The 23898-nt window shown below is 72.3% G+C and carries 18 protein-coding genes; 16 read left to right on the top strand and 2 right to left on the bottom strand.

All coding sequences use genetic code 11. From position 1 onward, the window contains the following. The first annotated feature begins 8 nt into the window (after nt 1-8). The 12 genes from AB3X10_RS04410 to AB3X10_RS04355 all read left to right on the top strand — a co-directional run bounded on the left by AB3X10_RS04410 (nt 9) and on the right by AB3X10_RS04355 (nt 17050). On the top strand, nt 9-4910 hold the full coding sequence (locus AB3X10_RS04410; RefSeq protein WP_369979401.1) for an N-acetylmuramoyl-L-alanine amidase: 4902 nt from the start codon (nt 9-11) through the stop codon (nt 4908-4910). Nucleotides 4911-4916: 6 nt separating this feature from the next. Next, the gene (locus AB3X10_RS04405) at nt 4917-5891 is read left to right on the top strand and encodes a hypothetical protein (protein ID WP_369979399.1); all 975 of its coding nucleotides are present in this window, start codon (nt 4917-4919) and stop codon (nt 5889-5891) included. Further along, entirely contained in the window at nt 5891-6130 is a 240-nt protein-coding gene (locus tag AB3X10_RS04400) for a hypothetical protein (protein WP_369979398.1), read from the top strand. The genes AB3X10_RS04405 and AB3X10_RS04400 overlap by 1 nt, the downstream gene beginning before the upstream one ends. Next, nucleotides 6127-6906: a hypothetical protein gene (locus AB3X10_RS04395; RefSeq protein WP_369979396.1), complete on the top strand. Its 780-nt coding sequence runs from the start codon at nt 6127-6129 to the stop codon at nt 6904-6906. The genes AB3X10_RS04400 and AB3X10_RS04395 overlap by 4 nt, the downstream gene beginning before the upstream one ends. Further along, complete coding sequence (locus AB3X10_RS04390) at nt 6903-8348, top strand: S8 family peptidase (protein WP_369979394.1); 1446 nt, start codon at nt 6903-6905, stop codon at nt 8346-8348. Before AB3X10_RS04395 ends, AB3X10_RS04390 begins: the two co-directional genes overlap by 4 nt. A 217-nt stretch (nt 8349-8565) precedes the next feature. Next, a complete protein-coding gene (locus AB3X10_RS04385; protein WP_369979392.1) occupies nt 8566-10314 on the top strand; it encodes a hypothetical protein in 1749 nt (582 codons plus the stop codon). 10 nt (nt 10315-10324) lie between these two features. Beyond that, on the top strand, nt 10325-11377 hold the full coding sequence (locus tag AB3X10_RS04380; protein WP_369979390.1) for a hypothetical protein: 1053 nt from the start codon (nt 10325-10327) through the stop codon (nt 11375-11377). A gap of 100 nt (nt 11378-11477) precedes the next feature. Further along, nucleotides 11478-12806: a hypothetical protein gene (locus tag AB3X10_RS04375; RefSeq protein ID WP_369979388.1), complete on the top strand. Its 1329-nt coding sequence runs from the start codon at nt 11478-11480 to the stop codon at nt 12804-12806. A gap of 15 nt (nt 12807-12821) precedes the next feature. After that, nucleotides 12822-14072, top strand: coding sequence for a hypothetical protein (locus AB3X10_RS04370; protein ID WP_369979386.1), 1251 nt, complete (start codon nt 12822-12824; stop codon nt 14070-14072). Between the two features lie 10 nt (nt 14073-14082). Further along, a complete protein-coding gene (locus AB3X10_RS04365) occupies nt 14083-14979 on the top strand; it encodes a hypothetical protein (protein ID WP_369979384.1) in 897 nt (298 codons plus the stop codon). 3 nt (nt 14980-14982) lie between these two features. After that, entirely contained in the window at nt 14983-16335 is a 1353-nt protein-coding gene (locus tag AB3X10_RS04360) for a hypothetical protein (RefSeq protein ID WP_369979382.1), read from the top strand. 373 nt (nt 16336-16708) lie between these two features. After that, nucleotides 16709-17050 (top strand): hypothetical protein, encoded by a 342-nt coding sequence (locus AB3X10_RS04355; RefSeq protein ID WP_369979380.1) that lies wholly within the window; start codon nt 16709-16711, stop codon nt 17048-17050. A 111-nt stretch (nt 17051-17161) separates the two neighbouring features. Here the strand turns inward: AB3X10_RS04355 and AB3X10_RS04350 are convergent, their stop codons facing one another. Next, complete coding sequence (locus AB3X10_RS04350; protein ID WP_369979378.1) at nt 17162-17953, bottom strand: polysaccharide deacetylase family protein; 792 nt, start codon at nt 17951-17953, stop codon at nt 17162-17164. A gap of 45 nt (nt 17954-17998) precedes the next feature. Between AB3X10_RS04350 and grxD the strand changes: the two genes are divergently transcribed. Further along, nucleotides 17999-18925 (top strand): Grx4 family monothiol glutaredoxin, encoded by a 927-nt coding sequence (gene grxD / locus AB3X10_RS04345; RefSeq protein WP_369979376.1) that lies wholly within the window; start codon nt 17999-18001, stop codon nt 18923-18925. Nucleotides 18926-19024: 99 nt separating this feature from the next. After that, nucleotides 19025-19912, top strand: a complete 888-nt coding sequence (locus tag AB3X10_RS04340) for a hypothetical protein (protein WP_369979374.1) — start codon at nt 19025-19027, stop codon at nt 19910-19912. 157 nt (nt 19913-20069) lie between these two features. On the opposite strand, the gene AB3X10_RS04335 is transcribed toward AB3X10_RS04340, so the two are convergent. Then, nucleotides 20070-20615, bottom strand: coding sequence for a DUF924 family protein (locus AB3X10_RS04335; RefSeq protein WP_369979372.1), 546 nt, complete (start codon nt 20613-20615; stop codon nt 20070-20072). Nucleotides 20616-21088: 473 nt separating this feature from the next. Between AB3X10_RS04335 and AB3X10_RS04330 the strand changes: the two genes are divergently transcribed. Continuing rightward, on the top strand, nt 21089-22489 hold the full coding sequence (locus tag AB3X10_RS04330; protein WP_369979370.1) for an amidohydrolase: 1401 nt from the start codon (nt 21089-21091) through the stop codon (nt 22487-22489). Continuing rightward, nucleotides 22486-23778: an amidohydrolase family protein gene (locus AB3X10_RS04325; RefSeq protein ID WP_369979369.1), complete on the top strand. Its 1293-nt coding sequence runs from the start codon at nt 22486-22488 to the stop codon at nt 23776-23778. Before AB3X10_RS04330 ends, AB3X10_RS04325 begins: the two co-directional genes overlap by 4 nt. The last annotated feature ends 120 nt before the right edge of the window (nt 23779-23898 follow it).

The raw sequence follows: 23898 nt of genomic DNA, 5'->3' as shown, positions 1-23898 counted from the left end.
AGTGCGTCATGGCCCTGATCCGCGCCACCCGCGATACCGTCAACGATCGCTTCAACGTGCTGAGCTTCAGCGTCCGCACCGAGAACCCGCTGTTCGAGATCGGCCTGGCGACCGATCCGCAGTTGCTCAAGCCGGAGAACCGCGCGCAGCGCACGGCGCGCAACTTCTTCTCCAGCCGCATCCAGTCGCGCAGCAGGGAACGCGAGGCGATGTACCTGGTGCCGCCGAGCGTGATGGCGCGCTTCGTCGGCCAGCCGCGGCTGTACTTCGGGCTGGTCACCTACAGCGACCGCAACCGCAGCCAGCCGATCGAAGTGAACCTGCCCGACCGCGGCAACATGTACGTCAGCCTGGCCGGACTCAGCGAACGCGGCCTGCGCCGCACCGCGCGGGCGAGCGACGGCAGCAGCTACGGCAGCGGCGGCGGCGACCTGGGCTGGGGCGGCGACGCGGCGGCGCCGGCCGCCGGCAACGGCGCACCTGCGGGCACGGCGCCTAGCACCGGGGGCAGCGGCGGCAGCGGCAGCGCACGCGGCGGCTACAGCGACGGCTATTCGGACGAGCTCTGGCAGCAGCACACCGCCGCGCAACCGGCCGCAGCGAACGGAGCCGGCACCGCGGCGGCACCAGCACCAACACCAGCAACAGCGCCTGCACCTACGCCTGCGCCCGCCGTTGCGCCCGCCGCGCCCGCCACACCCAGCCCCGCCGCGCCCGGCCCCGCCGCGCCGACCGCTTCGGCGCAGGCCTGGCGCGCCCACAGCCTGGCCCAGGACGCGGCGGCCGACCCCGATGCCGCCTACGGCATCGAGGGGCCGATTCCCGACGACACGCTCAGCGCCGGCAGCCTGGGCCTGCGCCGCCTGGCCTCGCCGCTGGACGCGCCCGCGCCGCAATATCCGCAGGCCAGCCGCTTCGTCGCCGCCGACGCCGGCAACTACCGCGCCTCGAGCGCGCCGCGCACGATCGACCGCATCGTCCTGCACATCACCGATGGCGGCGCCAGGATCGACGGCACCCTTGGCTGGTTCCAGAACCCGGCGGCCCGGGTCAGCGCGCACTACGTGATCGGCCAGGACGGCGAAGTGGTGCAGATGGTGCGCCACGAGGACGTCGCCTGGCATGCGCGCAGCGCCAACGCCGGCAGCATCGGCATCGAGCACGTGGCCAACACGCGCGGCCTGCGCCCCACCGACGCGCAGCTGTGCGCGTCGGCGGCGCTGGTGTTGTGGCTGTGCGAGCGCTACGGCATCGCCGCCGACCGCGCGCACATCCTCGGCCACGCCGAGGCCGATCCGCAGACCAGCCATCGCGGCTGCCCGGATGCGGTGTGGGACTGGCCCGCCTACATGCAGATGATCACCACGCGCAGCTGCCTGGCCGGGCCGGCGGCGGCCACCGCGCAAGCCCTGGCGTCGCGCAGCGCCGCACCGCGCAGGGCGGCCGCGCCGGCGCAGGCGCTGCGCGTGGTCGGGCCGTATTACCGGCCCAACGGCTGGCTGGAGGCGCTGCGCGCGCAACTGGAGTTCTTCGCCGGCAGCGCGCAGTGGCTGCTCGGCGTGGACGACACCACCTCGCCGCCGCACAGCGCGATCTGCCAGGCGCGGCGCGCGGACGGCAGCGACGCGGGCGCGGCGCACGGCAGCGCATTCTTCATCGGCCCGCGCCTGCTGCTCACCGCCGCGCACGTGGTCGACGGCCAGGACGAGCTGATCATCGTGCCGGGCAAGAACGGCGCCGGCAGCGACAGCGCCAGCGAACCGCGCGGGCGCTTCCGCGTCGGCGCCGCCGACATGCTGATGCACCCGGCCTACAGCGCCGGCAGCCGCGACTTCGACATGGCGCTGATCCGGGTGCCGGCCGGTGCCGCCGTGGCCGCGCCGCACTACTTCGACCTGGTCGAGGAACTGACCCAGTCGCGGCCCGAAGGCGTGGTGGTGTGCGGCTACTCGGCCTATTCGCCGGACAGCAGCGCGATCGGCGGGCTGGTCAACGCGGTCATCGACCCCGACAAGCAGCACCTGCACGGCGGCCATATCCGTTCGCTGCCCAGCGAAGAGACGTTCGACTACGACCTGCAGTCGCTCGGCGGCGCCAGCGGCTCGCCGGTGTACTACATCGAAGCCGGCGACGTGCCGCGCGCGCACATGGTCGGCGTGCACGTGGCGCCTGCCACCGCCACCACCAACCTGGGCTGCCGCATCACCGCCGGCAAGCTGGCCTGGATCCGCCAGCAGGCCGCGGCCTGGGGCCAGACCCTGGCGTTCTCGCTGGGCGCGCGCGCGCTGTCGCAGCAGGACGGCGCCGGCGAGGCCGAGACCGATCCGGACGCGTTCGGCATCCGCGAGGACGAACCCGCCGAATACCTCGGCGCGATGGCGCAGGCGCTGCGCGCGACCGCGCTGCAGGCGCCCGCGCCCGACTACCCCGGCGCCACCCGCTTCGCGCCGGCGCATGCGCGCAACTTCCGCCGCGGCCGCCGCGCCGGCACCGCCGTGGACCGCATCGTCATCCACATCACCGCCGGCGGGCCGCGCATCGACGGCACCATCGCCTGGTTCCAGAACGGCGAGCGGCCCAATGTCAGCAGCGCGCACTACATCGTCGGCCGCGACGGCGAAGTGGTGCAGATGGTGCGCGACGCCGACACCGCCTACCACGCCAGCGCCGCCAATTCGCGCAGCGTCGGCATCGAGCACTGCGCCAACAAGCCCAGCCGCGGCAACCCGCGCGACCTGCCGCCGACCGAGCCGCAATACCAGGCCTCGGCGCAGCTGGTGGCCTGGCTGTGCGCGCAATTCGGCATCCCCGCCGATCGCGAGCACATCGTCGGCCACCTCGAGATCTCCCCGCGCGACAACCACGACTGCCCGTCCTCGATCTGGGACTGGGAGCACTACATGGCCTGCGTGCAGCAGGCGCTGGCCGCACGCGGCGCGCCTGCGGCCACCGCGCAAGGCCTGGCGGCGACACGCGGCTATGCGCGCGCGCAGGAAATCATCACCCCGTTCTACGACCCGGCCGATCCGGCCACCGCGCTGACCTGCCAGGACGACGCCTTCAGCCAGGCGCGCGAGGAGTGGTTCGTCGGCGTCGAGGACACCCGCGCGTTCCCGCATTCGGCGATCTGCCAGCTGGTGTCGGACGACGGCACCGGCACCGGCTTCTACATCGGCCGCAACCGCATCCTCACCTGCGCGCACAACCTGCATGGCAGTTCGCAGGTCACCATCCTGCCCGGGCTCAACGGCGCCGGCAACGCGCCGTTCGGCAGCTGCACGGTGCCGGCGTCGTCGTGGCGGCTGGCGCCGGGCTATGCCTCGCCGCGCGACAGCGGGCGCGACCTGGCGGTGATCGAGAACGTGCCGATCGAGGCGCCCAACGGCCAGTGGTTCCGCTTCCTGCAGGCCACGCCGTCCGAGCACATGCCGCTGGTGGTGTGCGGCTACTCGCGGCGCTCGGACGCGGTGCCGGAACTGAGCGCGCTGATGAACGGCGACAAGCAGCACCTGCACGGCGGCTACGCGCGGGCGATGAGCAGCGCCGAGCTGATCGAGTACCCGATCCTGACCCTGCATCGCGCCAGCGGCGCGCCGGTGTACGCGCTGGACCGCAGCAGCGGCCAGCTCGAGGCGCGGGTCTGCGCGGTGCACATCTCCGGCGCGCCGGCCGCGCAGGGGCTGAACCGCGGGTGCTTCCTCACCCCCGCCAAGCTGGAATGGATCGAAGGCCGCAGCAGCGCGTTCGCGCTGCCGGGCACGGCGCGCACGCTGAGCGCCGAACCGCTGTACGACGTGGCGCTGATCCCGCAGCCGGACAAGAACGCGTGCTGGGCCGCGTCGATGGCGATGCTGCTGTCGTACCGGCGCCAGGCCTCGTTCGCGCCGGAGACGCTGGCCGCCGAAGTCGGGCAGTCGCTGAGCACGTCCTACGACTGGGCGCTGCTGGACGCGGTGAAGGCGCGCTACGGTTTCGTCGCCATCGAACAGCCGTCCAATGCCAGCCTGTACCACACGCCGCAGCAATGGGCCGACTGGCTCGGCGCGCACGGTCCGTTGTGGGTGGTGATCGTCGGCGCGCCGCACGCGGTGGTGCTGGCCGGGATCCGCGGCAACCTCGCCGATCCCGCGGACACGCAGGTGCTGCTGCTCAATCCCTGGGACACGCGGGTGGCCTTCGACAACGACCCGGTCGTGTTCAACCCGCCCAACGCCGGCTACGCCGACTGGCTGCCGTTCCAGGATTTCGCCTCGGACTTCGGCAACATGGCCGAGCCGGACTACGGCAATTGGCGCGTGCTGTACCTGCCCGAACGCACGGCCAGCGCCCAGGGCCTGGGCCTTGGCGCGATGCGCCTGGCCCCGCCGCCGGCACCGATCCGCGCGCTGGAAGCCGACCCCGCCGCAGGCCAGGGCGACGAGCCGCTGCAACCCAGCCGCATCGCCGGCACGCGCATGCGCCGCCTGCGCGGCAGCGCCGGCGCCTGCCGCTGGACGCTGGAGCAGGTGCAGGGCCGCAAGGCGCCGCTGTCGGGCAACAGCGGCCCCGGCAGCAGCGTGGGCGGCGACGTGCGCATCGCGCTGGACGACTGGCCGGCGATCGATGGCGCGGCCACGCCGCTGCCGCTGACGGTCCGCTTCTTCGCCGAGGCCGGCACGGTCGGCGAGGTGCGCATCGAGGCCGGCGTGCCGGCGCGGCTGGACTACGGCGTGGAGGTGAGCGCACGCATCGACGACGCCGAGGACGTGGGCAACGTCGCCGCGCTGAAGGTCAGCATCGAATACCGTTTCAGCGGCCTGGCCCAGGGCAATCCCGCCGCCAGCATCGAGCTGCGCCTGCTCGGCGACGGCCGCTACGAGCGCATCAACCGCTGGACCGCGCAACCGGCCGGCGCCGCGGTGGCGGCCTGAGGCCCGATGAACGCCAGCGCCCGCCCCGGCAGCCGCATCTTCCCGCCACGCGCCAGCGTGCCGGCGGCGCGTGCGCTGGCCGAGGCGGCGCCGGCGGCCGCGGCGCCGACGCAGGCACCGGCCCCGGCCACGGTCAAGCCGCAGGCCACCGAGAGCATCGCCCAGCGCACCGGTGCGATGGTCAACGAAGTGGATTTCCCCGGCTTCGTCGCGCAGCTGGTGCACGGCACCTTCGACGCCATCGTCGATGCCTCGATCCGGCAGATGGAAAGCTATTCGAGCATGGTCGCGGCGGTGGCCAAGACCGTGGACCAGTTCACCGAGGAGAACGTCACCCCGAACCAGGCCCGCGACTGGCTGGCCGCGCACTACCCCGGCGACGTGCAGCTGCTGCTGCCGGACGGCGGCGCGCGCACCCAGCCGCAGCTGCTGCCGCGCAGCGAGGGCCTGCGCCCGGCGTGGCTGGCGGCCTACGGCGTGGAGGACGAGGAGCTGACCGCCGAGCTGCTGGAGAACACCGTGCTGCCGCAGGTGCGGCTCAAGGTCGGCGGCGAGCGCCAGCAACTGTTGGCGACGATGGTGTTGCTGGGCATGAACCGGGTGGTGGTGCGCGACGGCAGCATCAGCAGCAAGGTGATGTTCCGCGCCGCCGCGCAGGACGCGGCCAAGGTCGGCTACGCGACCAGCAGCGATCCGGCGCAACTGGACAAATGGGGCGCGCGCGGCTCGGCCACGCAGACCGCGCAGGCCTCGACCATGGTCTCCACGGTGCAGGTCAACGCGCAGAACGAATCCAACGTGCGCGCCGACCTGTACGGCGAGGTCAAGCTCAATTTCGTCAGCGAGACCCTGCCGCTGGAGCGCCTGGCCGATGCCGCCAAGATCGCCCTGGTGCAGCGCCACTCGCCCACGCTCGGCCCGCCGGCCGCCGCCGCGGCCCCCGCCGCCCTGCCGCGTCCTGCCGCCGAAGGAGCACCGTGATGCTGCGCGAACTGTCGCAACTGCTGGGCGAACTGCACGACGGCCTGCTGGCGGTGGAAGCGCGCGCCGGGCTGCAGCTGACCCAGGTGGAGATGACCCTGCCGCTGGACCTTCGCCCGGTCCTGCGCGACGGCGGCTGCCGGTTGCTGGCCGACGTGGCGCGCAGCCGCACGGTCGACGCATGGCTGGCGGCGCCGTCGAAGCTGCGCCTGTGCTGGAGCATCGGAGACGCCGCATGAGCGCGCAACTGCCCCCACTGCTGCAGAACGCCGGCGTGCCGTTCGACCTGTTCATCCAGGCGCTGACCGAACAGCTGGACAAGGCGCAGGCGGCGATGACCATCAAGGCGCGGGTCGGCAAGCTGCCGCTGACCTTCGCGGTCAAGGACGTGGCCCTGGACATCCGCGCCTTCGTGCAGATGATCGACGACGACGTGTACCTGCGTCCGGCCGGCCCCGGCGAGAGCGAAGCCAGCACCATCCGCCTGTCGCTGACCACGATCACCAAGCCGATGATCGAGGAGAACGCGATGGATTTCCGCGCCGAGGATGCCGGCTTCGGGCTCAAGGCCGCGCTCGGCGACCAGATCTCCAGCGAGGAGCAACGCCAGCTCGAGCGCATCGGCGTGCGCACCATCACCCAGCTCAACGAACTGAAGGACAGCGCCGGCACCGACGTGATCGCGCGGCTGTCGCGGATGCCGATCAACCGCCTGCAGCAGGCGCTGCTGAAGGCGGCCGCGCCGCGCGTGACCCGCATCGACGACGGCGCCGCCGATGGCGAGACGCCGGCGCCGCGCGTGCACCTGAGCGCGCCGGGCCTGCGCGCGGCGCGGCTGCCGCGGGTGCATGCCGCGGGCCTGGCGGTGCCGGTGAGCGCCGCCGAGGACGGGCGCATGGTGCTGGCGCCGCTGGCCTCGCAACTGGGCTGCGAGGCCGAGCTCGACTTCGGCGACGGCGAGATCGCGCGGGTGCCGCTGCGCAGCGGCGAACTCGGGCAATGGGTGGCGCCATGAACGCAGCGCATCGGCCCCTGCTGGTGCCGCGCCGGCTGCTGCTGACGCTCAGGCTGGGCGAGATGCCCGAGCACCTGCCCGGGCTGCGCGCGGTGCGCGGCTACGGCGCGGCGATGGGCGAATACGTGGACCGCGGCGCCATCGACCGGCTGCTGCGCCACCACGGCGGCGCCTTCCGCGCCGCGCGCCTGCACAGCGCGCGCCTGCGCCGCAGCGACAGCCGCGCCAGCGGCGCGCGCCGCTTCGACGAGGCCGAGCAGCTCAGCGGCGTGGCGCGGGTGCTGCGCATCGACCTGCGCGACGGCGAGCGCCTGCCGGCGCTGCTGCGCGCGCTGGCGGAACTGCCGATGGTGGAACGGGTCGGCGCCGACCACCTGTGCGGCCTGCCGTTCGCTGCGCGCGAGGCCGGCGAGCGCGACGCCGCGCCCGCGCACGATGCCTGGGCGCGCGAGGCGATGCGGCTGCCGCAGGCGCTGCGCCTGGAACCGGGCGATCCGGCGGTGGTGATCGGCCTGGCCGACACCGGCGTCGCCCTGCAGCACCCGGAACTGGCCGGGCGCCTGCGCGCCGGCTTCGACAGCGTCGACCTGGATCCGGACAGCGTCGGCGGCCTGGCCCTGGTCGGCGACTTCCGCCGCAGCGGCGAGCGGCCGCAGGACGAGGTCGGCCACGGCAGCGGCTGCGCCGCGATCCTGGTCGCCAATGGCCGCCACCTGCCGGCCGGCAGCGCCGGCGCCTGCGGGCTGACCCCGGTGCGGGTGCTCGGCGCCGCGCTGGGCAGCGGCGACCGCCGCGTCGGCGTGGGCGCGCTGGACAACATCGATGCCGGCATGAAGCGGCTGATCGACCTGGGGGTCAAGGTCATCAACATGAGCTTCGGCACGCCGGAGTCGGCGTTGCTGGCCGACGCGCCCAGGCCGCACGAGGAAACCGTGCGCTACGCGCTGGCGCGCGGCGTGGTGCTGGTCGCGGCCAGCGGCAATTCCGGACTGAACGAACGCTTCTATCCGGCTGCGCACGACGGCGTGATCGCGGTGGGCGCGGTCGATCCCGGCCTGGTCCCGGCCGCGTTCAGCACCCGCGGCGCGCACGTGGCGCTGTGCGCGCCGGGCCGCGACATCCGCACCTGCGCGCTGGAAGGCTACCAGGTCGCCTCCGGCACCAGTTTCGCCGCGCCGTTCGTCGCCGCCGTGTGCGGCCTGATGGTGGCGCGCGCGCAACGCCGCGCCTGGCCGCTGGACAGCCACCTGGCGCGGCGCCTGCTGCACGCCAGCGCACGCCCGTTCGCCGCCGCCGGGGTCAGCGATTGCGGCAGCGGCGTGGTCGATGCGCAGGCCGCGCTGCATGCGCTCGACGCCAGCATCGATGCGCAGATGCGCGAGGCCGGCGAAGAGCTGGAACCCGAGATCGCTTCCCTTCCCTCCGCGCCTGTCGCGGCCTGATCCCCCAGACGCTGCCGAGGACACCCCGATGGCCACAGCACCCCGCAAGCCCGCCCCACGCAAACAGGCCGCCGCCGATGCGGCCGCCAAGGCCCTCGCCAGCAAGGCCCGAGCCGCCCAGCGGCGCGCCGCCAAACGCAACGCGCAGGCCGCCGCCGAACAGAAAGAGGCCGCGGCCTCGCAGCAAGACCCTCCTTCCGCAAACGGAGCAGCACCCATGAACCGAATCCTGCTGGTCGATCTTGGCGAACGCGAAACCAAGAAGCGCCAGGAACTGCGCGCCCGCCGCCAGGTCCTGGAAACCCTCGACAAGACCGCCGACACCAGCGGCGGCCTGAACGCGCGGCAGAGCGCCGAACTGGCGCAGATCAAGGCCAGCCTGGCCAGCGACGTGACCATCGACCCGTTCTACCGGCTGGTCGCCGCCACCCAGCAGCAAAAGCCCTGGGACGAGCTGGAAAAGAACCAAGAGAACGTGCACAAGTACGGCCTGGTCGGTTCGCAGCGCACGCCGGAGAAGCTGCGCGGGGCCCTGGGCGGCGACGAGCGCGAGATCCTCGGCATCTGCGGGCTGATGCAGCTGGACGGCTATACCGACGCCTCGCTGAAGGGCTTCGTGCAGCGGCTCAGCGTCGCCCAGGGCGAATACCGGCAGAACCGCGCGCTGTTCGATGCGGCCTACACGCTGCTGGCGCCGCTGTACAAGGTCACGCTGAAATCGCAGATCGCCGGCGGCGCGATCGATGCCGACATCGTCGGCTGCGAATGGCCCAACGACAACCCGGAAGACCGGCGCGACCGCTACAGCACCGACACCCAGTTCCGCCCGAGCGCCGACGACGAGGTCTGCGCGCTGAGCACGCGCAACCTCGCCGCCACCGTGCGGCGCCTGGCCAGCAACGGCATCGACGCCGACAACGCCTGGCTGGCCAGCCACCTGCACAACGGCTACGAGATGCAGACCGGGGTGGTCGCCGGCGCGCCGCCGTCGGCGATGGAGATCATCCTGCCGGACCTGGACGAAGCCACCGACGTGGAGATCGTGCGCGAGAACCTCAACGCGGTGCAGGCGATCTACTTCGCCTACATGCTCGAGGAGACGCGCATGCCGCAGGTGGTCGAGCGCATCGTCGAACTGTTCCGCAGCGGCCTGCTGCCGCTGGGCCGCGGCAAGGCCGGCGACTATTTGTTCCGCTACTACAAGACCGCCGCCGAGCGCATCACCGAAGGCGAGCGCCGCGACCTGTACATGCGCTGCTTCGGCGCGCCCGGCGGCGATCCCAACGGCAACGAGCCCAACCGCGAGTTCAACGAACTGTGGCTGCGCTTCATCTCGGCGGTGTCCGCGTTCGGGCGCCAGCTCAGCGTGGACCGCATGCTGCGCACCAACATCCCGGTCGCGGTGTCGCAGGAACAGGTGCGCAAGGCCGCGCGCGACCTCGGCGCCAGCATGTCGCGCAGCGGCTACGGCATCGCCTACTTCGCCGCCACCGAACTGCAGCAGATGATCCTGGAATACCGCGACCTGCTCAGCGACAGCGAAGTGCGCGGCTCGTTCGGCGCGCGCGACATGTGGCAGGTGATCGACCAGGTCAACGCCAACTACCTGGGCGGGGCGCGCAACACCAACCGCTTCCGCACCCAGGCCCGCGCCGGCGCGGTGATCATCCGCTGGATCGCCAACAACCACCAGCGCCTGGGCAGCCGCTACGGCGAGGTGATCTCGATCAACGCGCTGACCAATCCGCAGCTGCGCGGCAGCGACCAGCCCACCGTGGATCCCACCGACTGGGACCTGGTGCAGGCCTGCGAGCAGTGGCTGGCGGTCGGCGGGGTGCAGGACGCCAGCATCGAGCAGTACTCGCAGTCGGTGGAGTCGCCGGTGATCACCAGCCGCCCGATCGAGATCCCGCAGGCCGCGCGCGACCTGCTCAACCAGGCCGGCGTCAGCCTGCCGGGCATGTAGGAGCGCCGCCATGCCGATCCCCGACAACCGCCCGCAACCGGTCAAGAACCTGGTCAAGCATTCGCTGCGCGCCGCCGCCCACGCGCTGGGCACGCGCGATCCGATGCCCTACGTCGATGGCCTGATCGACCGCGCGTTCTACCTGCCCGACGACGACGTGTCGTACGCGCGCAACTCTCTGGCGCCGGGCGCGGTGCCGTACGAACCGTCGTTCTCCGAGACCGAGCCGAACACGCTGCGCTTCACCATCGAGCCGCTCGGCCCGGACGCGGCGCCGGTCGCGCGCCGCGACGAGGCCACCCGCGAGATGCGCCGGCTGGTCGCGCCGATCTTCGGCAACGACGCGCTGCGCTGGTTCGACGCGCGCAGCGAGGAATGGCGCGGCTTCGGCGGCATGAGCTGGATGAACTACGGCGCCTGGTTCGGCAGCGCCTTCGACCGCGACGGCCTGTACGCGACCAAGATCTACTACGAGCTGCTGCCCACCCAGATCGACGCGCTGGCGCCGGGGCTGGCGCGGCTGACCCGGCAGGTGGTCGCCGAGATGCCCGGACTGATGCCGATCTTCACCTCGATCGGCTGCAAGCGCGACACCGGCAGCCAGCGGGTGACCTTCCTGCACCGCGGCGCGCTGGCGGTGAACGCGCTGGGCCCGCTGATGAACCGGCTCGGCATCGGCCACCAGTTGCCGAGCCTGATGCGCATCGTCGGCGTGGCCCTGGGCGGGCGCTTCGAACTGCCGCCGGGGGCGGTGCTGGTCGGCATCCGCGACACCGGCGAGGGCGCGGAACTGAAACTGGAGATCCTGCTGGCGGCGATCCCCGACCTGCCCGCGCGCTTCCTCGACCTGCTCAAGCTCGGCCTGGCCGAACGGCCGCGGCAGCTGGCCGCGCTGTCGCGCTGGCTGGACGCGTTCGGCATGGACGACGCCGGCGAGCAAGGCCATTTCTCGGTGCTCAGCATCCGCGTCACCCCGGCCTCGCCGGCGCGCATCAGCCTGTACGTGCGCCCGATCGAATTCGAGATGCGCGAAGCCATCGAGGAGGCGCGCGCCCTGCAGTGACCGCCGCCCAGCCCACCCGCACAGCGGCAGCAGCGCCAGGCTGCCGCGCCCTGCACGCCCGCCCTTCCGACCCGAATCGCCTCGCCACCGGAGCGCTCCCATGTCCTCCATCTTTCCCCGATCCGTGCCCGCCGCCCGCGCCGCGGCCGCACCCGCCAGCCGCGAGACCCACGAGGCCGCGCGCCTGGCGGTGCGCGACCTGCTCGAGCGCAGCCAATCGTTCAACGAACTGCCGGCGGACAAGCGCGAGACCCTGGCCAAGGGGCTGGTGCAGATCGGCAGCTACCTGGCCGAGCCCGACGGCGTGCGCCTGAAGCGGCAGAGCCCGCAGGTGCGGGCGATGGCCGAAGGCGACGACACGCCGCTGGCGCAGGACAAGCAGCCCGAATTCGGCCAGGCGCTGCGCACCGGCGTGCAGCAGGCCGGCGCACTGATGGACGCGGTGAACTTCCCCACCTTCGTCAGCGGCCTGATCAACGGCGTGTTCCATTCGATCGTCACCTCCTCGATCGAGCAGATGGAGGCCTACGCCAAGCTGGTCGCCGACGTCTCCAAGAGCCTGAACCAGTTCCGCGACGACAACACCACGCAGAACCAGGGCCGCGACCATCTGGTGGAGCAGTTCCCGGACATCTTCCAGTTGCAGATGGGCGGCGACGGCTTCGGCGACATGGGCGGCTTCGGCGACGAAGGCGGCGGCGCGCAGCAGCCGCGGGTGGTGGTGCGCGACGACGTGGACGAACGCGCCGCGGTCAACCGCATCAACCAGTCGCTGCCGCTGGACAAGCCGATCACCTCGCTCAACGACGACCTGGTCGAAGCGCTGCTGGTGCCGGCCGCGCGCACCCAGATCGCCACCGGCCGCCAGCAGCTGCTGGCCACCCTGGTGATGCTGGGCATCAACCGCATCGTGGTCACCGACGGGCGCATCTCGGCCAAGGTGATGTACGACTTCCAGGCGCGCGACAACAGCCGCTACCGCTACAGCGCGACCAAGATGGACCACCAGAAGGACGCGGCCGGCAACGTGCAGAAAACCCGCGGCTACGAGGGCGAATACGACAACAAGAGCGAGGGCGGCAGCTACACCCGCGGCGCCGACGGCGCGGTCGACCGCCAGGACGGCAGCTACTACGCCAAGGGCAACTACAAGTATTCCGAGCAGCCGATCATCAAGATGATGAGCACCTCGCAACTGCAGAGCGATTCCTCGCTGCAAGCCAAGGCCAGCCTGGCCGGGCAGGTGGAGGTGAACTTCAAGAGCGACTACCTGCCGCTGGAGAAACTGGCCAACCCCGAATCGATCGCCGCCATCCAGATGAACGCGCAGCCGGGCATGGTCAAGTCGCTGGCGACCAACCGCCCCGCCGCCGCGGCGAGCGCGCCGGCGGCGCCGGCACCGGCGGCGACCCCGACGCCCGCCACCTGATCCGGAGCGCCGCCCATGTACGCCGCCACCTCCCGCACCTTCGCCGCGGCGCATGCGCCGGCCTGGCTCGACGACGACACCCTGGCCGCGGTGCGCCCGCAGGTGCGGCGCCTGCTCGAATCCTCGCCCGGCTTCCGCCAGCTGCCGATGGCCGAACAACAGGAACTGGCGCGCAACATGGTGCGCGTGGCCTCGTACATGTCCAATCCGGACGGCCTGGCCAGGCAGGAACTGGCGCCCGGCGGCGGCGTGCTGGCCAAGGCGCAGGACGCCACGCCGGCGCGCGCGCTGGCCGATCCGGTGCAGGACGCCAAGGCCAAGGCCTCGGAGAAGGTCGGCACCTTCGCCGGCAGCGACTTCAAGGCCGGCTCGGTGGAGCAAGGCGCCGACAACTTCAAGAAGTACGTCGGCTCGGTGGATTTTCCCGCCTTCGTCGGCGGCCTGATCCAGAACGTGTTCCAGGCCATCGTCGATGCCTCGATCCAGCAGATGAACGCCTACGGCGAACTGCTCAAGTCGGTGGCGCAGACGGTGGACCAGTTCGCCGCCGACAACATCAGCATGGACAGCGCGCGCGGCTGGCTGGCCGAGCGCTTTCCCGGCGACGTGGTGGTCAACAGCGGCGACGACGGCGCGCGCCTGGCGATCGGCAACGAGGACCGCGCCGACGCCGTGCTGGGCAGCATGAACCAGGAGATGCAGCTGGCCAAACCTGTCACCGACCTGTCCGACGAGGAACAGGAGACGCGGCTGGTGCAGGCCGCGCGGCTGCAGATGGCGCGCAGCCGGCAACAGCTGCTGTCGTCGATGGTGATGCTGGGCATCAACCGCATCGTGGTCACCGACGGCGCGATCAACGCCAAGGTGGTGTTCGACTTCCGCGCCAGCGACCAGGCCAGCCGCCAGGCCGGCGCCTCGCTGCGCGACAGCCAGTCCAGCTACAACCGCAACACCAGCGCCGCGGCGGTCGGCTTCGGCTGGGGCGCCGCCGGCACCGCCAACACCAACGTGCAGCGGCACATGACCACGGTGCAGTCCTCGGTCAACGAAGACTCCGAATCCAAGCAGGAAATGAAGGCCAAGCTGACCGGAGAGGTGCGGGTCAACTTCAAGTCCGACTACTTCCCGATGGAGAAACTGGCCTCGCCCGGCATGATCGCCAGCATCCAGGGCAATGCCCTGCCGTTCGATCCGAACACGCCGGCCACCGCGCGCGGCGGCACAGCCGGCGCCGCCGCGGCCGCACCCGCCGCGGCGGGCGGCTGAGCCGGCGGCCATGCGCCTGCATGCGCCACCGGCGGACCTGCGCCTGCCGCACTGCCACCCGCATGCGCCGCTGCTGCACGCGCTGGCCTTGGCGCGCGCGACCCTGGCGCAGCGCGAGCACGCCCTGGCGCAGGCGCTGGCCGAGCTGGGCGACATCGACCTGCCGCCCGGCGCGCCCAACGCGCTGGACCGCGCGCAGCTGCAGGCCGCCGCACCGCTGTATTTCGCCAGCGCGCTGGAAAGCGCCGGCGTGCTGCCCGCCGCCGAACAGATCGCCGGCCTGTTCGCCAGCGGCGCCGTCACCCAGCCGCTGGGGCCGGTCGCGCAGATGCTCAACGACTTCTGGCGCGGCCGCCGCGAACGCCTGCAGCGCGAGGAGCGCGAGGCCATCTTCCGGCGGGTATTCGAAGCGCCGCAGTTCGAGCGGCTGATGCGCAACTGCTGCACGGCGATCGTGGCCACCGCCGACGGCCGCGACCTGCGCGAAGACGTGGCGCTGGGCATCGGCGTGCAGGACCTGGGCGAATTCCTGGCGCTGCGCACCGACGCGATGGCCGCCATGGCCGCGCGCGAGATCGTCGACAACCTCAACGCCGCGCTCGGCTTCCTGCGCGACCGCCGCCTGCAGGCCGCGTTCGGCGTCGACGGCCTGTGGCCGCTGGTGGCCGCCGCCGCGCCGGCCGGCCGTGACGGCGGCCTGCAGGCGCAGGCCGAACGCGGCCGTGCCGGCCAGAGCGTGCTGCTGTGGCTGGCCGCGCAGCCGCCCGCGGCGCCGTTGCGGCTGGACCCGGCGCAAGCGCAGGACGTGGCGGTGATGACCGCCGCACAGCGCTGGCTGGCCGCTTCGCCGGCTGCCGACGCCAGCGGCGCTGCGCCGCCGGCGGTGTCGCTGCCGGCCGCGGCGTGAGCGATGAACGCCGTCGCCGCCCCGCCCGCGCCCACCGCCGGCTCCGCTGCCGCACCGCCGCCCTGGGTGCGCGCCGCGGTACGCGACGTGCTCGAACGCAGCCCGCACTACCAGGCGCTGGCGCCCAACGACCGGCAGGCGCTGGCGCGCTCGATGGTGAGCGTCTCGACACTGGCCGCCGACCTGATCCGCGAGGAGCACGAGGCCGAGCACCAGATCGCCGGCCGCGCCCCGGTGCTGGCGCACGCGCAGGCCGAGCCGTTCGGCGCCGCCGCCGACCGCATCGCCGGCACCACCCGCAACGTGCTCAACGCCGTCTCGTTCCCGCGCTTCGTCACCGACCTCATCAACGGCGTGTTCCGCGCCATGCTCGACTCCAACGCGCAGCAGATGCAGCAGTACGTCGAGCTGCTCGGCGCGGTCTCCGCGTCCGCGGCCGGCTTCGAGCGCACCCAGTTCGGCCTGCCGCAGGTGCGGCAATGGGTGGCCGACCACTTCCCCGAGGCGATCGAGTACGACACGCCCGACCCCGACGACGAGCCCGACCCGGACGAGGCCGCGGCGGTCCGCCTGCGCCTGCGCAGCGGCGCCGCCATGCCCAACGCAGAGGACGTGCGCGCCACCTTGGGCATGGCCCCGGAAGAACCGCTGGACGCTTCCTCGCCGGAGCAACTGGTGCCGCTGGCGCGGCGCTACCTGGCGCGGCAGCGCCAGCAGATGCTGGCGACGATGGTGGCCATGGGCATGCAGCGCATCGTCGTGGACAGCGGCCGCATCAACGCCGCGATGCGCTTCCACATCGATACCCACAGCGCCGCCAACGAAGACCGCGGCAGCCAGTTCAGCCTGCAGAACCGCATCCGCGCCTCCGGCAGCTTCGGCGCGGGCCCATGGGGCGCGAGCGCGGAGATCGAGAACAACATCGGCTACGTCTCCACCCAGCGCTCGCAGAGCAGCGAGGAAATGAACACCGACCTGGAACTCACCTCCTCGGTGGAACTGAACTTCCGCAGCGACTACTTGCCGCTCAACCAGATGGCCGCGCCCGCGCAGGCCGATCGCATCCGCAGCGCGACGCTCAATCCAAGCGCCGACATCCCCGATCCCGGCGCGGCCCGCGCCGCCCGCCTGCAGGCCCAACAGACCGCCGAACGCGAACGCCGCACCGCCCTGGACGCCAGCATCGCCAGCGCCGCGCGGCCGATCCCGCCTTCGCCGCCGCCGACGACGACCGCGCCCGCGCCCGCGCCCGCGTCCACGTCGGGCGCAGCCGCGCGCACGGCGCCAGCGGTCGCCACTGCGCCGAGCGCCAGTCCCGAGACGCATGCCAGCGGCACGGCCGCCACGCGCAGCTGATCCCTTTCGATCCAATTTCGTCGGCGGCCGTCGCATCGGATTCGGCTCCTGCCATGCACTGGCCGGTCGCGCCGCTGCGCGAACAATCACCGTCTCTGCGGCGCACAGCATGCGGATCGGCGCACCCTACGCCGTATACTGCCGCGCCCGCTCGTCGCACCAACGTTCGGACTCCATGGATGGAAACAGACCACGCCTGCATCGACAGCAGCCGTGCGCAGCGCGAGCGCGCGAACCTGCCTGGCATGATCCAAATGCCTGATCGCTGCCATGGCATCGCCTGCCGACGCGGCAGGCGCCGCGCCCACGAGCCGCACCCCGCTGTCCTGCACGCATCGGCGCCGGGACGATCCCGCCCCTCAACGGAACACCCATGACATCCCCAACGCTCCCACCCTATTCCGGCCTCGGCATCGCCTCGTTTGCGGTCAGCCTGATCGCCGCCGTGCTGACGCTCGCCCTGGTCGGCATCTCGGCGGCACTGGTCTATTCCCAGCCCGGCAGCCTGGACGACGACTCGCCGCTGGCGATGCTGGTCGGCATGGCGATGATGGTCGGCGTGTTCGCCGAATTGGCCGCTGCGGCGCTCGGCATCGGCAGCCTGTTCCAGCGCGACCGCAGGAAGCTGTACGGCGTGCTCGGCCTGATCTTCGCGATCGCGACCCTGGTCGGCATCGCCGCGCTGATCGTGTTCGGACTCATCCAGGGCGGCTGAGCCTGGCGCGGGCGCGAGCCGCCGGCCAGCGCCGACCGTCCACAGCTGCCGCGCCGCAGGCATCCCCGCGCGGTTGCCCAGCGCGGGCATTCCATCGCACCGGCTGCGCCGCTAGCCCGGCAATGCGCTGCCCAGGCCCCGTTCGCGCATCGCCTGCAACACTCCCTCCACGATCGCCGGGTTGTGCCCATGCGCCGCGCCTTCGTGCAGCAGCACGATCGCGCCGGGTTCCAGGTCGCGCGCGATGCGCTCCACGGTCGCGGCGGGATCGCAGTTCACGCCGTCGAAGCCGCGTGCGCTCCAGGCGACCCGGGTCAGGCCGTGGCGGCGCAGCGGCGCGGCGACGAAGGGGTTGGTCATGCCCACCACCGAGCGGTACCAGCGCGGCGCGGTGCCGGCGATGGCGGCCAGCGCCTGCTGCGCCTGGCCGATCTCGCGCGCCATGCGCCGCGGCCCCAGCGCCCAGAACCAGGCCTGCGGGTGGGTGTGGCTGTGGTTGCCGATGCCGTGGCCGCGGCGCAGGATCTCGCGCACCAGCTCCGGGCGCGCGGCGGCGCGTGCCCCGACCAGGAAGAAGGTGGCCTTGGCCTGGTGGCGGTCGAGCAGGTCCAGGATCGGCGCGGTGTCGCCGGAGGGGCCGTCGTCGATGGTCAGCCACACCTGCGGCGCGGTGCCGGGCAGGCGGCTGAGCACCGGCGCGTACAGCCAGGCCCGCGGCAGGAACACCGGCAACACCAGGGCCGCATGCGAGGCCAGCAGCGCCGGCAGCCCGATCCGCCAGCCCCAGGCCCACCAGACCGCCGCGACCAGCGCCTGCGAGGCCAGCGCCCAGGGCAGCCAGCGGTAGGGATGACGGGGGATGCGATGCAGCGTTTCCGGAACTGTCATGCCCCATGATGCCATGCGGCGTAGAATGACCGGTCCGACTCAGCGACCGAAATCACTGCCATGTCCCTCGATCCCGCCCTGCGTTCCCGCATCGAAACGCTGCTCAGCTCCAACCGCGTCGTGCTGTTCATGAAAGGCCAGCCGAGCATGCCGCAGTGCGGTTTCTCCGCCAAGGCGGTGGGCGCGCTGAACGAACTGGGCGTCGACTTCGCCCACGTCAACGTGCTCGCCGACCAGGACATCCGCGAAGGCATCAAGGCCTACGGCGACTGGCCGACGATCCCGCAGCTGTACGTGGACGGCGAACTGGTCGGCGGCAGCGACATCATCCTGCAGATGGCCGGCAGCGGCGAGCTGAGCGAACTGCTCGGGGTGGAAGCGCCGGACCGCACGCCGCCGTCGATCACCATCACCGATGCCGCCGCGGAGATGCTGCGCGGCGCGCTGGCCGATGCCCCGGGCGCGACCCTGGCGCTGGCGATCGACGCGCAGTTCCAGCCGAACTTCCAGCTGGCGCCGACCGACCCCAACGCCATCGCCGCCGAGTCCAACGGCCTGCGCGTGCAGTTCGACCTGGCCAGCGCGCGCCGCGCCGAAGGCATCACCATCGACTGGGTGGACGACCTGCGCGGCCGCGGCCTGGCGATCGACAATCCGAACGCGCCCAAGCCGGTGCAGGACCTGAGCCCGCGCGACGCCGACGACCAGGTGCGCGCCGGCGGCCTGATCCTGGTGGACGTGCGCCCGCCGGAAGAGCGCGCGATCGCCTCGGTGAACGTGCCGTTCCGCACCCTGGACGGCGACCAGCGCGCGCAGCTGGAAGCGTTGCCGAAGGACACCGCGCTGGCGTTCCTGTGCCACCACGGCGGGCGCAGCGCGCAGGCCGCCGAACAGTTCCGTGCGCTCGGCTTCACCCGCGTGCACAACGTGGTCGGCGGCATCGATGCCTGGGCCGACGACGTCGACAGCGGCGTGGCCAAGTACTGAGCCAGCGGCGTACGCCGCAGCGGCACCATGGCGGGCGATCCAGCGGGTCGCCCGCTTTTTTTGCGATAGGATTTTGCGCTTCCCGGGGGAAACGACGACATGGCACGCACGCTGCATTGCTGGGCCGCCGCACTCATCGGCCTCGCCGCCCTTCCTGCCGCGGCCGCGCCGGCCGCACTGCCGCCGGCGGTGATCTACGTCAGCCCGGTCTCGGACGAGGCGACGGTGATGAGCTACATTCCGGTGCGCAATGCGCCTTCCGACGAGACCGAGCTGGCGAAGTGGCGCGGGCTGAAGACGCCGCTGCGGGTGTTCGCCGATGGCGCGGAGCAAGGCGTGGCCACACCGCTGGCGTTCTCGGTCGACGACAACACCATGTGCGGCGGCGACCTGCGCGTGCGCCTGAAGACCGCGCACGGCCCCACCTTCGACCGCGACGCGCTGCTGGCCACGTTCGACCTCAATCCCGGCCAGCGCTTCGCCCGCCGCGACCCCGATGCCGCGCAGCGGCGCGCGCTGCTGCAGGTCGTCGGCGCCGATGCGGCGCTGCGCAAGCGCCTGCCGGCCGCGGCGCTGAAGCGGCTGCTGGCGCACCTGGCCGCCCCGCCCGCCGGCGAGGAACCGGCGCTGACCGTGATCGGCGATGCCAGGCGCCCGGGGCACGAGGTGGCGCTGGTGACCGCCAGCGTCTACGACCCGGCGCCGGCGACGAACGCGGACGGGGCCTCGCCCAAGCTGACCACCCTGCTGGCGGTGCTGGAACGCGGCGATGCCGGCTGGCGGCTGCGCAAGCAGATCGCCGACTACGGCTGCGACGACTGCGAAGGACGCAAGAACAGCTATGCGCTGCTGCAGTTCGCCGACATCGACGCCGACGGCACCGTCGATTTCCTGCTCCAGCACGGCGGCTACGAGACCTATGGGTTCTGGCTGCTGCGCCTGGTCGATGGCGAGTGGCGCACAGACGACCTGGTCGGCGGCTGCTGAGCGCCGCCGAATCTGTCGTCTGGCGACACATGGTGGGAGCGACTTCAGTCGCGACGGGCTTTCCCGGTAAAGCCTGTCGCGACTGAAGTCGCTCCCACAAGAGCGATCACGACCAACCCGCTGACGTTGACCCACCGGCGCGGGTCCGCGCGGGCCTTCACCCGGCGAAACCGCCCTCGTCCAGGAAGCGCTGTTCTTCCTGCGTGCTCTCCCGCCCCAGCGCCGCATTGCGATGCGGGAAGCGGCCGAAGCGCTGGATGATGTCCTCGTGCTGCGTGGCCCACTGCAGGCTGTCGGCATCGCCGAGCGCACTGAACAGCTCCACCGCCTCGCGCTGCAGGGCCGGATCCTCGGCGTGCTCGTACGGCAGATAGAAGAACATGCGCAGTTCCGGTTCCACCTGCTGGTCGTAGCCGGCCGCCAGCGCCCATTGCGCGTAGCGCCGGGCCAGGCCGTCGGTGGCGTAGGCATGCGCGCTGCCGCGGAAGGCGTTGCGCGGCACCTGGTCGAGCAACAGCAGCAGCGCCAGCGCGCCCTCGGCGCCGTCCATCCACGCCGCGTACTCGTCGCGCGCCGCGGCGTGGTGCGCGTCCAGGAAATGCTGGCGCACGTTCGCATCGAACGACTCGTTGGCGGCGAACCAGCGCTCGCGGCCGGCGCTGCGCCAGAACTCCACGACATCGCGCGGCAGGGTCTCGGTCATTGCAGTTCCATCGTTCGGCAATCGGCCTCTATACCCGATCCGGCGTCGGCATACGGTGTGCGGCGAACGACGAGCGGCCCGCGGGACTGTCGCCGCCTCGCGATCGGCCACGCCGACCGCGCCCGGGCCATCGCGCTGCCAATCCCCCCATGCCCAGCGCGGCGCATGCGGCGCGCGATCGCGTCGGCCGGATCGGTGCTGTCCTCCACCAACAACGGACGCATGGGGGATTGGGGATTGGGGATTGGGGATTGGGGATTGGGGATTGGGGATTGGGGATTGGGGATTGGCGAAAGCGTGACAGTTCGCTGTCACCTTGAGCCACGGGCGGGTGAGCATTCGCCTGCCGACGCGCTCTGCGAATCCCCAATCCCCAATCCCGCCCCACGCCACCCGCACTTGGCAAGCGCGCCGGCTCGGGCTAGCGTGCGCAGGCGGCGCCAACGCTGCAGCCAACATCCGGGGAAAATCTGATGCGTCATCTGTTGCTCGCCTGCCTGGGCGTGATGCTGTGCGGCCCTGCCGCGGCGGCCTCGCGCTTCGTCGAAGACCCCTACCCCAGCACCTACCGGGCGCTGGCGTCCACGCCGGTGCTGATCGAGCACGCCACCGTGCTCACCGGCACCGGCGAGCGCCTGGACGATGCCGACGTGCTGCTGCAGGACGGCCGCGTGCAGGCCGTGGGCCGCGCGCTCGCCGCCCCGGCCAACGTCACCCGCATCGACGGCCACGGCAAGTGGGTCACGCCCGGCATCATCGACGTGCACTCGCACCTGGGCGTGTACGCCAGCCCCGGCGTCAGCGCGCACAGCGACGGCAACGAGATGACCGCGCCGGTGACGCCCAACGTCTGGGCCGAACATTCGATCTGGCCGCAGGACCCGGGCTTCGGCACCGCCCTGGCCGGCGGCGTCACCGCGCTGCAGATCCTCCCCGGCTCGGCCAACCTGGTCGGCGGCCGCGGCGTGACCCTGAAGAACGTGCCGGCCACCACCTACCAGGCGATGAAGTTCCCCGGCGCGCCGTGGGGCCTGAAGATGGCCTGCGGCGAGAACCCCAAGCGCGTGTACGGCGAGAAGGGCGGCCCGGCCACGCGCATGGGCAACGTCGCCGGCTACCGCGCCGCGTTCATCGACGCCAGCGAATACCTGCGCAAGAACGCGCCGAAGAAGAAGGCGCCGGAAAAGCGCCATTGGTGGAGCCGCGGCGCCGGCGACAACGACAGTTCCGGCGACAGCGGCGGCAAGCGCGACCTGAAGCTGGACACCCTGGCCGGCGCGATCAACGGCGACATCCGCGTGCACATCCACTGCTACCGCGCCGACGAGATGACCACCATGCTCGACCTGGCCAAGGAATTCGGCTTCAAGATCGCCGCCTTCCACCACGGCGTGGAGGCCTACAAGATCGCCGACCGGCTGGCCCAGGAGAACGTCTGCGGCGCGCTGTGGGCGGACTGGTGGGGCTTCAAGATGGAAGCCTTCGACGGCATCCAGGAAAACATCGCGCTGGTCGACCGCCCCGCCAACGGCTGCGCGATCGTGCATTCGGATTCGGAGGAAGGCATCCAGCGGCTCAACCAGGAAGCGGCCAAGGCGATGGCCGCCGGCCGCCGCGCCGGCATCGCCATCGCGCCCGAGCGCGCGATCCGCTGGCTGACCAGCAACCCGGCCAAGGCGCTGGGCATCGACAAGCAGACCGGCACGCTGGAGCCGGGCAAGATGGCCGACGTGGTGCTGTGGAACGGCAGCCCGTTCAGTTCCTACGCGCTGGCCGAGAAGGTCTACATCGACGGCGCGCAGGTCTACGACCGCGCCGACCGCCGCCTGCAACCCACATCCGACTTCATGCTCGGCCAGGAGGCTGCCCCATGAGCCGCTCCGCTCCGCATCCGCGCCGCCGCCTGGCGCAACGCCTGGCCATCGCCGCCTGCCTGGCCCTGGGCAGCGCGCCCGGCTTCGCCCAGGACGTGCTGATCCGCGGCGCCACCGTGCATACCGCCAGCGCCCGCGGCACGCTGCCCAACGCCGACGTGCTGGTCCAGGGCGGCACCATCCGCGCGGTCGGCGCGGGCCTGGCGGCGCCGGCCGGCATCGCCGTGGTCGAGGCCAAGGGCCGCCCGCTGACCCCGGCGCTGTTCGGCGGCATCACCGAGATCGGCATCGAGGAAGTGTCCGGCGAGTCCTCCACCGTGGACAGCGCGCTGACCCTGCCGCACGACCAGCCGATGCGTCCGGAATTCGACGTGACCCTGGCCTACAACCCCGACTCGGTGCTGATCCCGGTCGCGCGCGTGGAGGGCATCGGCTTCACCGCGCTCGGCGCCAGCAGCGGCGGCGCCTTCATCGCCGGCCAGGGCGGGGTGATGCGCCTGGACGGCAGCGCCGACCCGATCGGCCCGCGCGCGCTGTACGTGCGCCTGGGCAGCGACGCGCTGGAACTGAGCGGCAAGTCGCGCGCCGCGCAGTGGATGCTGCTCGACCAGCTGGTGGCCGAAGCGCGCGGGCGCATGCCGGCGGACTCGCCGCACGCGCTGCTGACCCCGGCCGGCCGCGCCGTGCTGGCCCGGTACCTGGCCGGCCAGGGCCGCATCGTGGTGGCGGTGAACCGCGCCGCCGACATCCGCCAGCTACTGCGCTGGGCGCAGCGCGAGAAGGTGCGCATCGCCATCGCCGGCGGCGACGAGGCGTGGAAGCTGGCGCCGCTGCTGGCCGCGGTGAAGGTGCCGGTGTTCGTCAACGCACTGGACGACCTGCCCAGCAGCTTCGACCAGATCGGCGCGACCCTGGAGAACGCGGCGCGGCTGAACGCGGCCGGCGTCGCGGTGAGCTTCACCCAGGGCGGCGACGGCTCGCACAACGCGCGCAAGCAGCGCCAGCTGGCCGGCAACGCGGTCGCGCACGGCCTGCCCTGGGAAGACGGCCTGGCCGGCCTGACCCGGGTCCCGGCCGAGGCGCTGGGCGTGGACGACAAGCTGGGCAGCATCGCCCCAGGCAAGCTCGCCGACCTGGTGCTGTGGGAAGGCGATCCGCTGGACGTGGCGCACTACGCCGAGCAGGTCTGGCTGGGCGGCCGCCCGATCCCGATGCGCTCGCGCCAGACCGAACTGCGCGACCGCTACATGAAGCAGTCCGGCGCGCTGCCGCGGGCGTACACGCAGTAACCGCGCCCGCGCGCTGCGAGCGCTGCCGGTCGCGACACGCAGCGTCGCGACCGATAGCGTGGCCGGAGGCGGCCTTCCCGCAAGCGTCCGCGATCCGGTCGCGACCACGAGGCAGCGCGG

The organism is Xanthomonas sp. DAR 80977, assembly GCF_041240605.1.
GTDB lineage: Bacteria > Pseudomonadota > Gammaproteobacteria > Xanthomonadales > Xanthomonadaceae > Xanthomonas_A > Xanthomonas_A bundabergensis.
The sequence above is the reverse complement of the archived record's forward strand: the minus strand, read 5'-3'. Positions and strand labels throughout refer to the sequence as shown.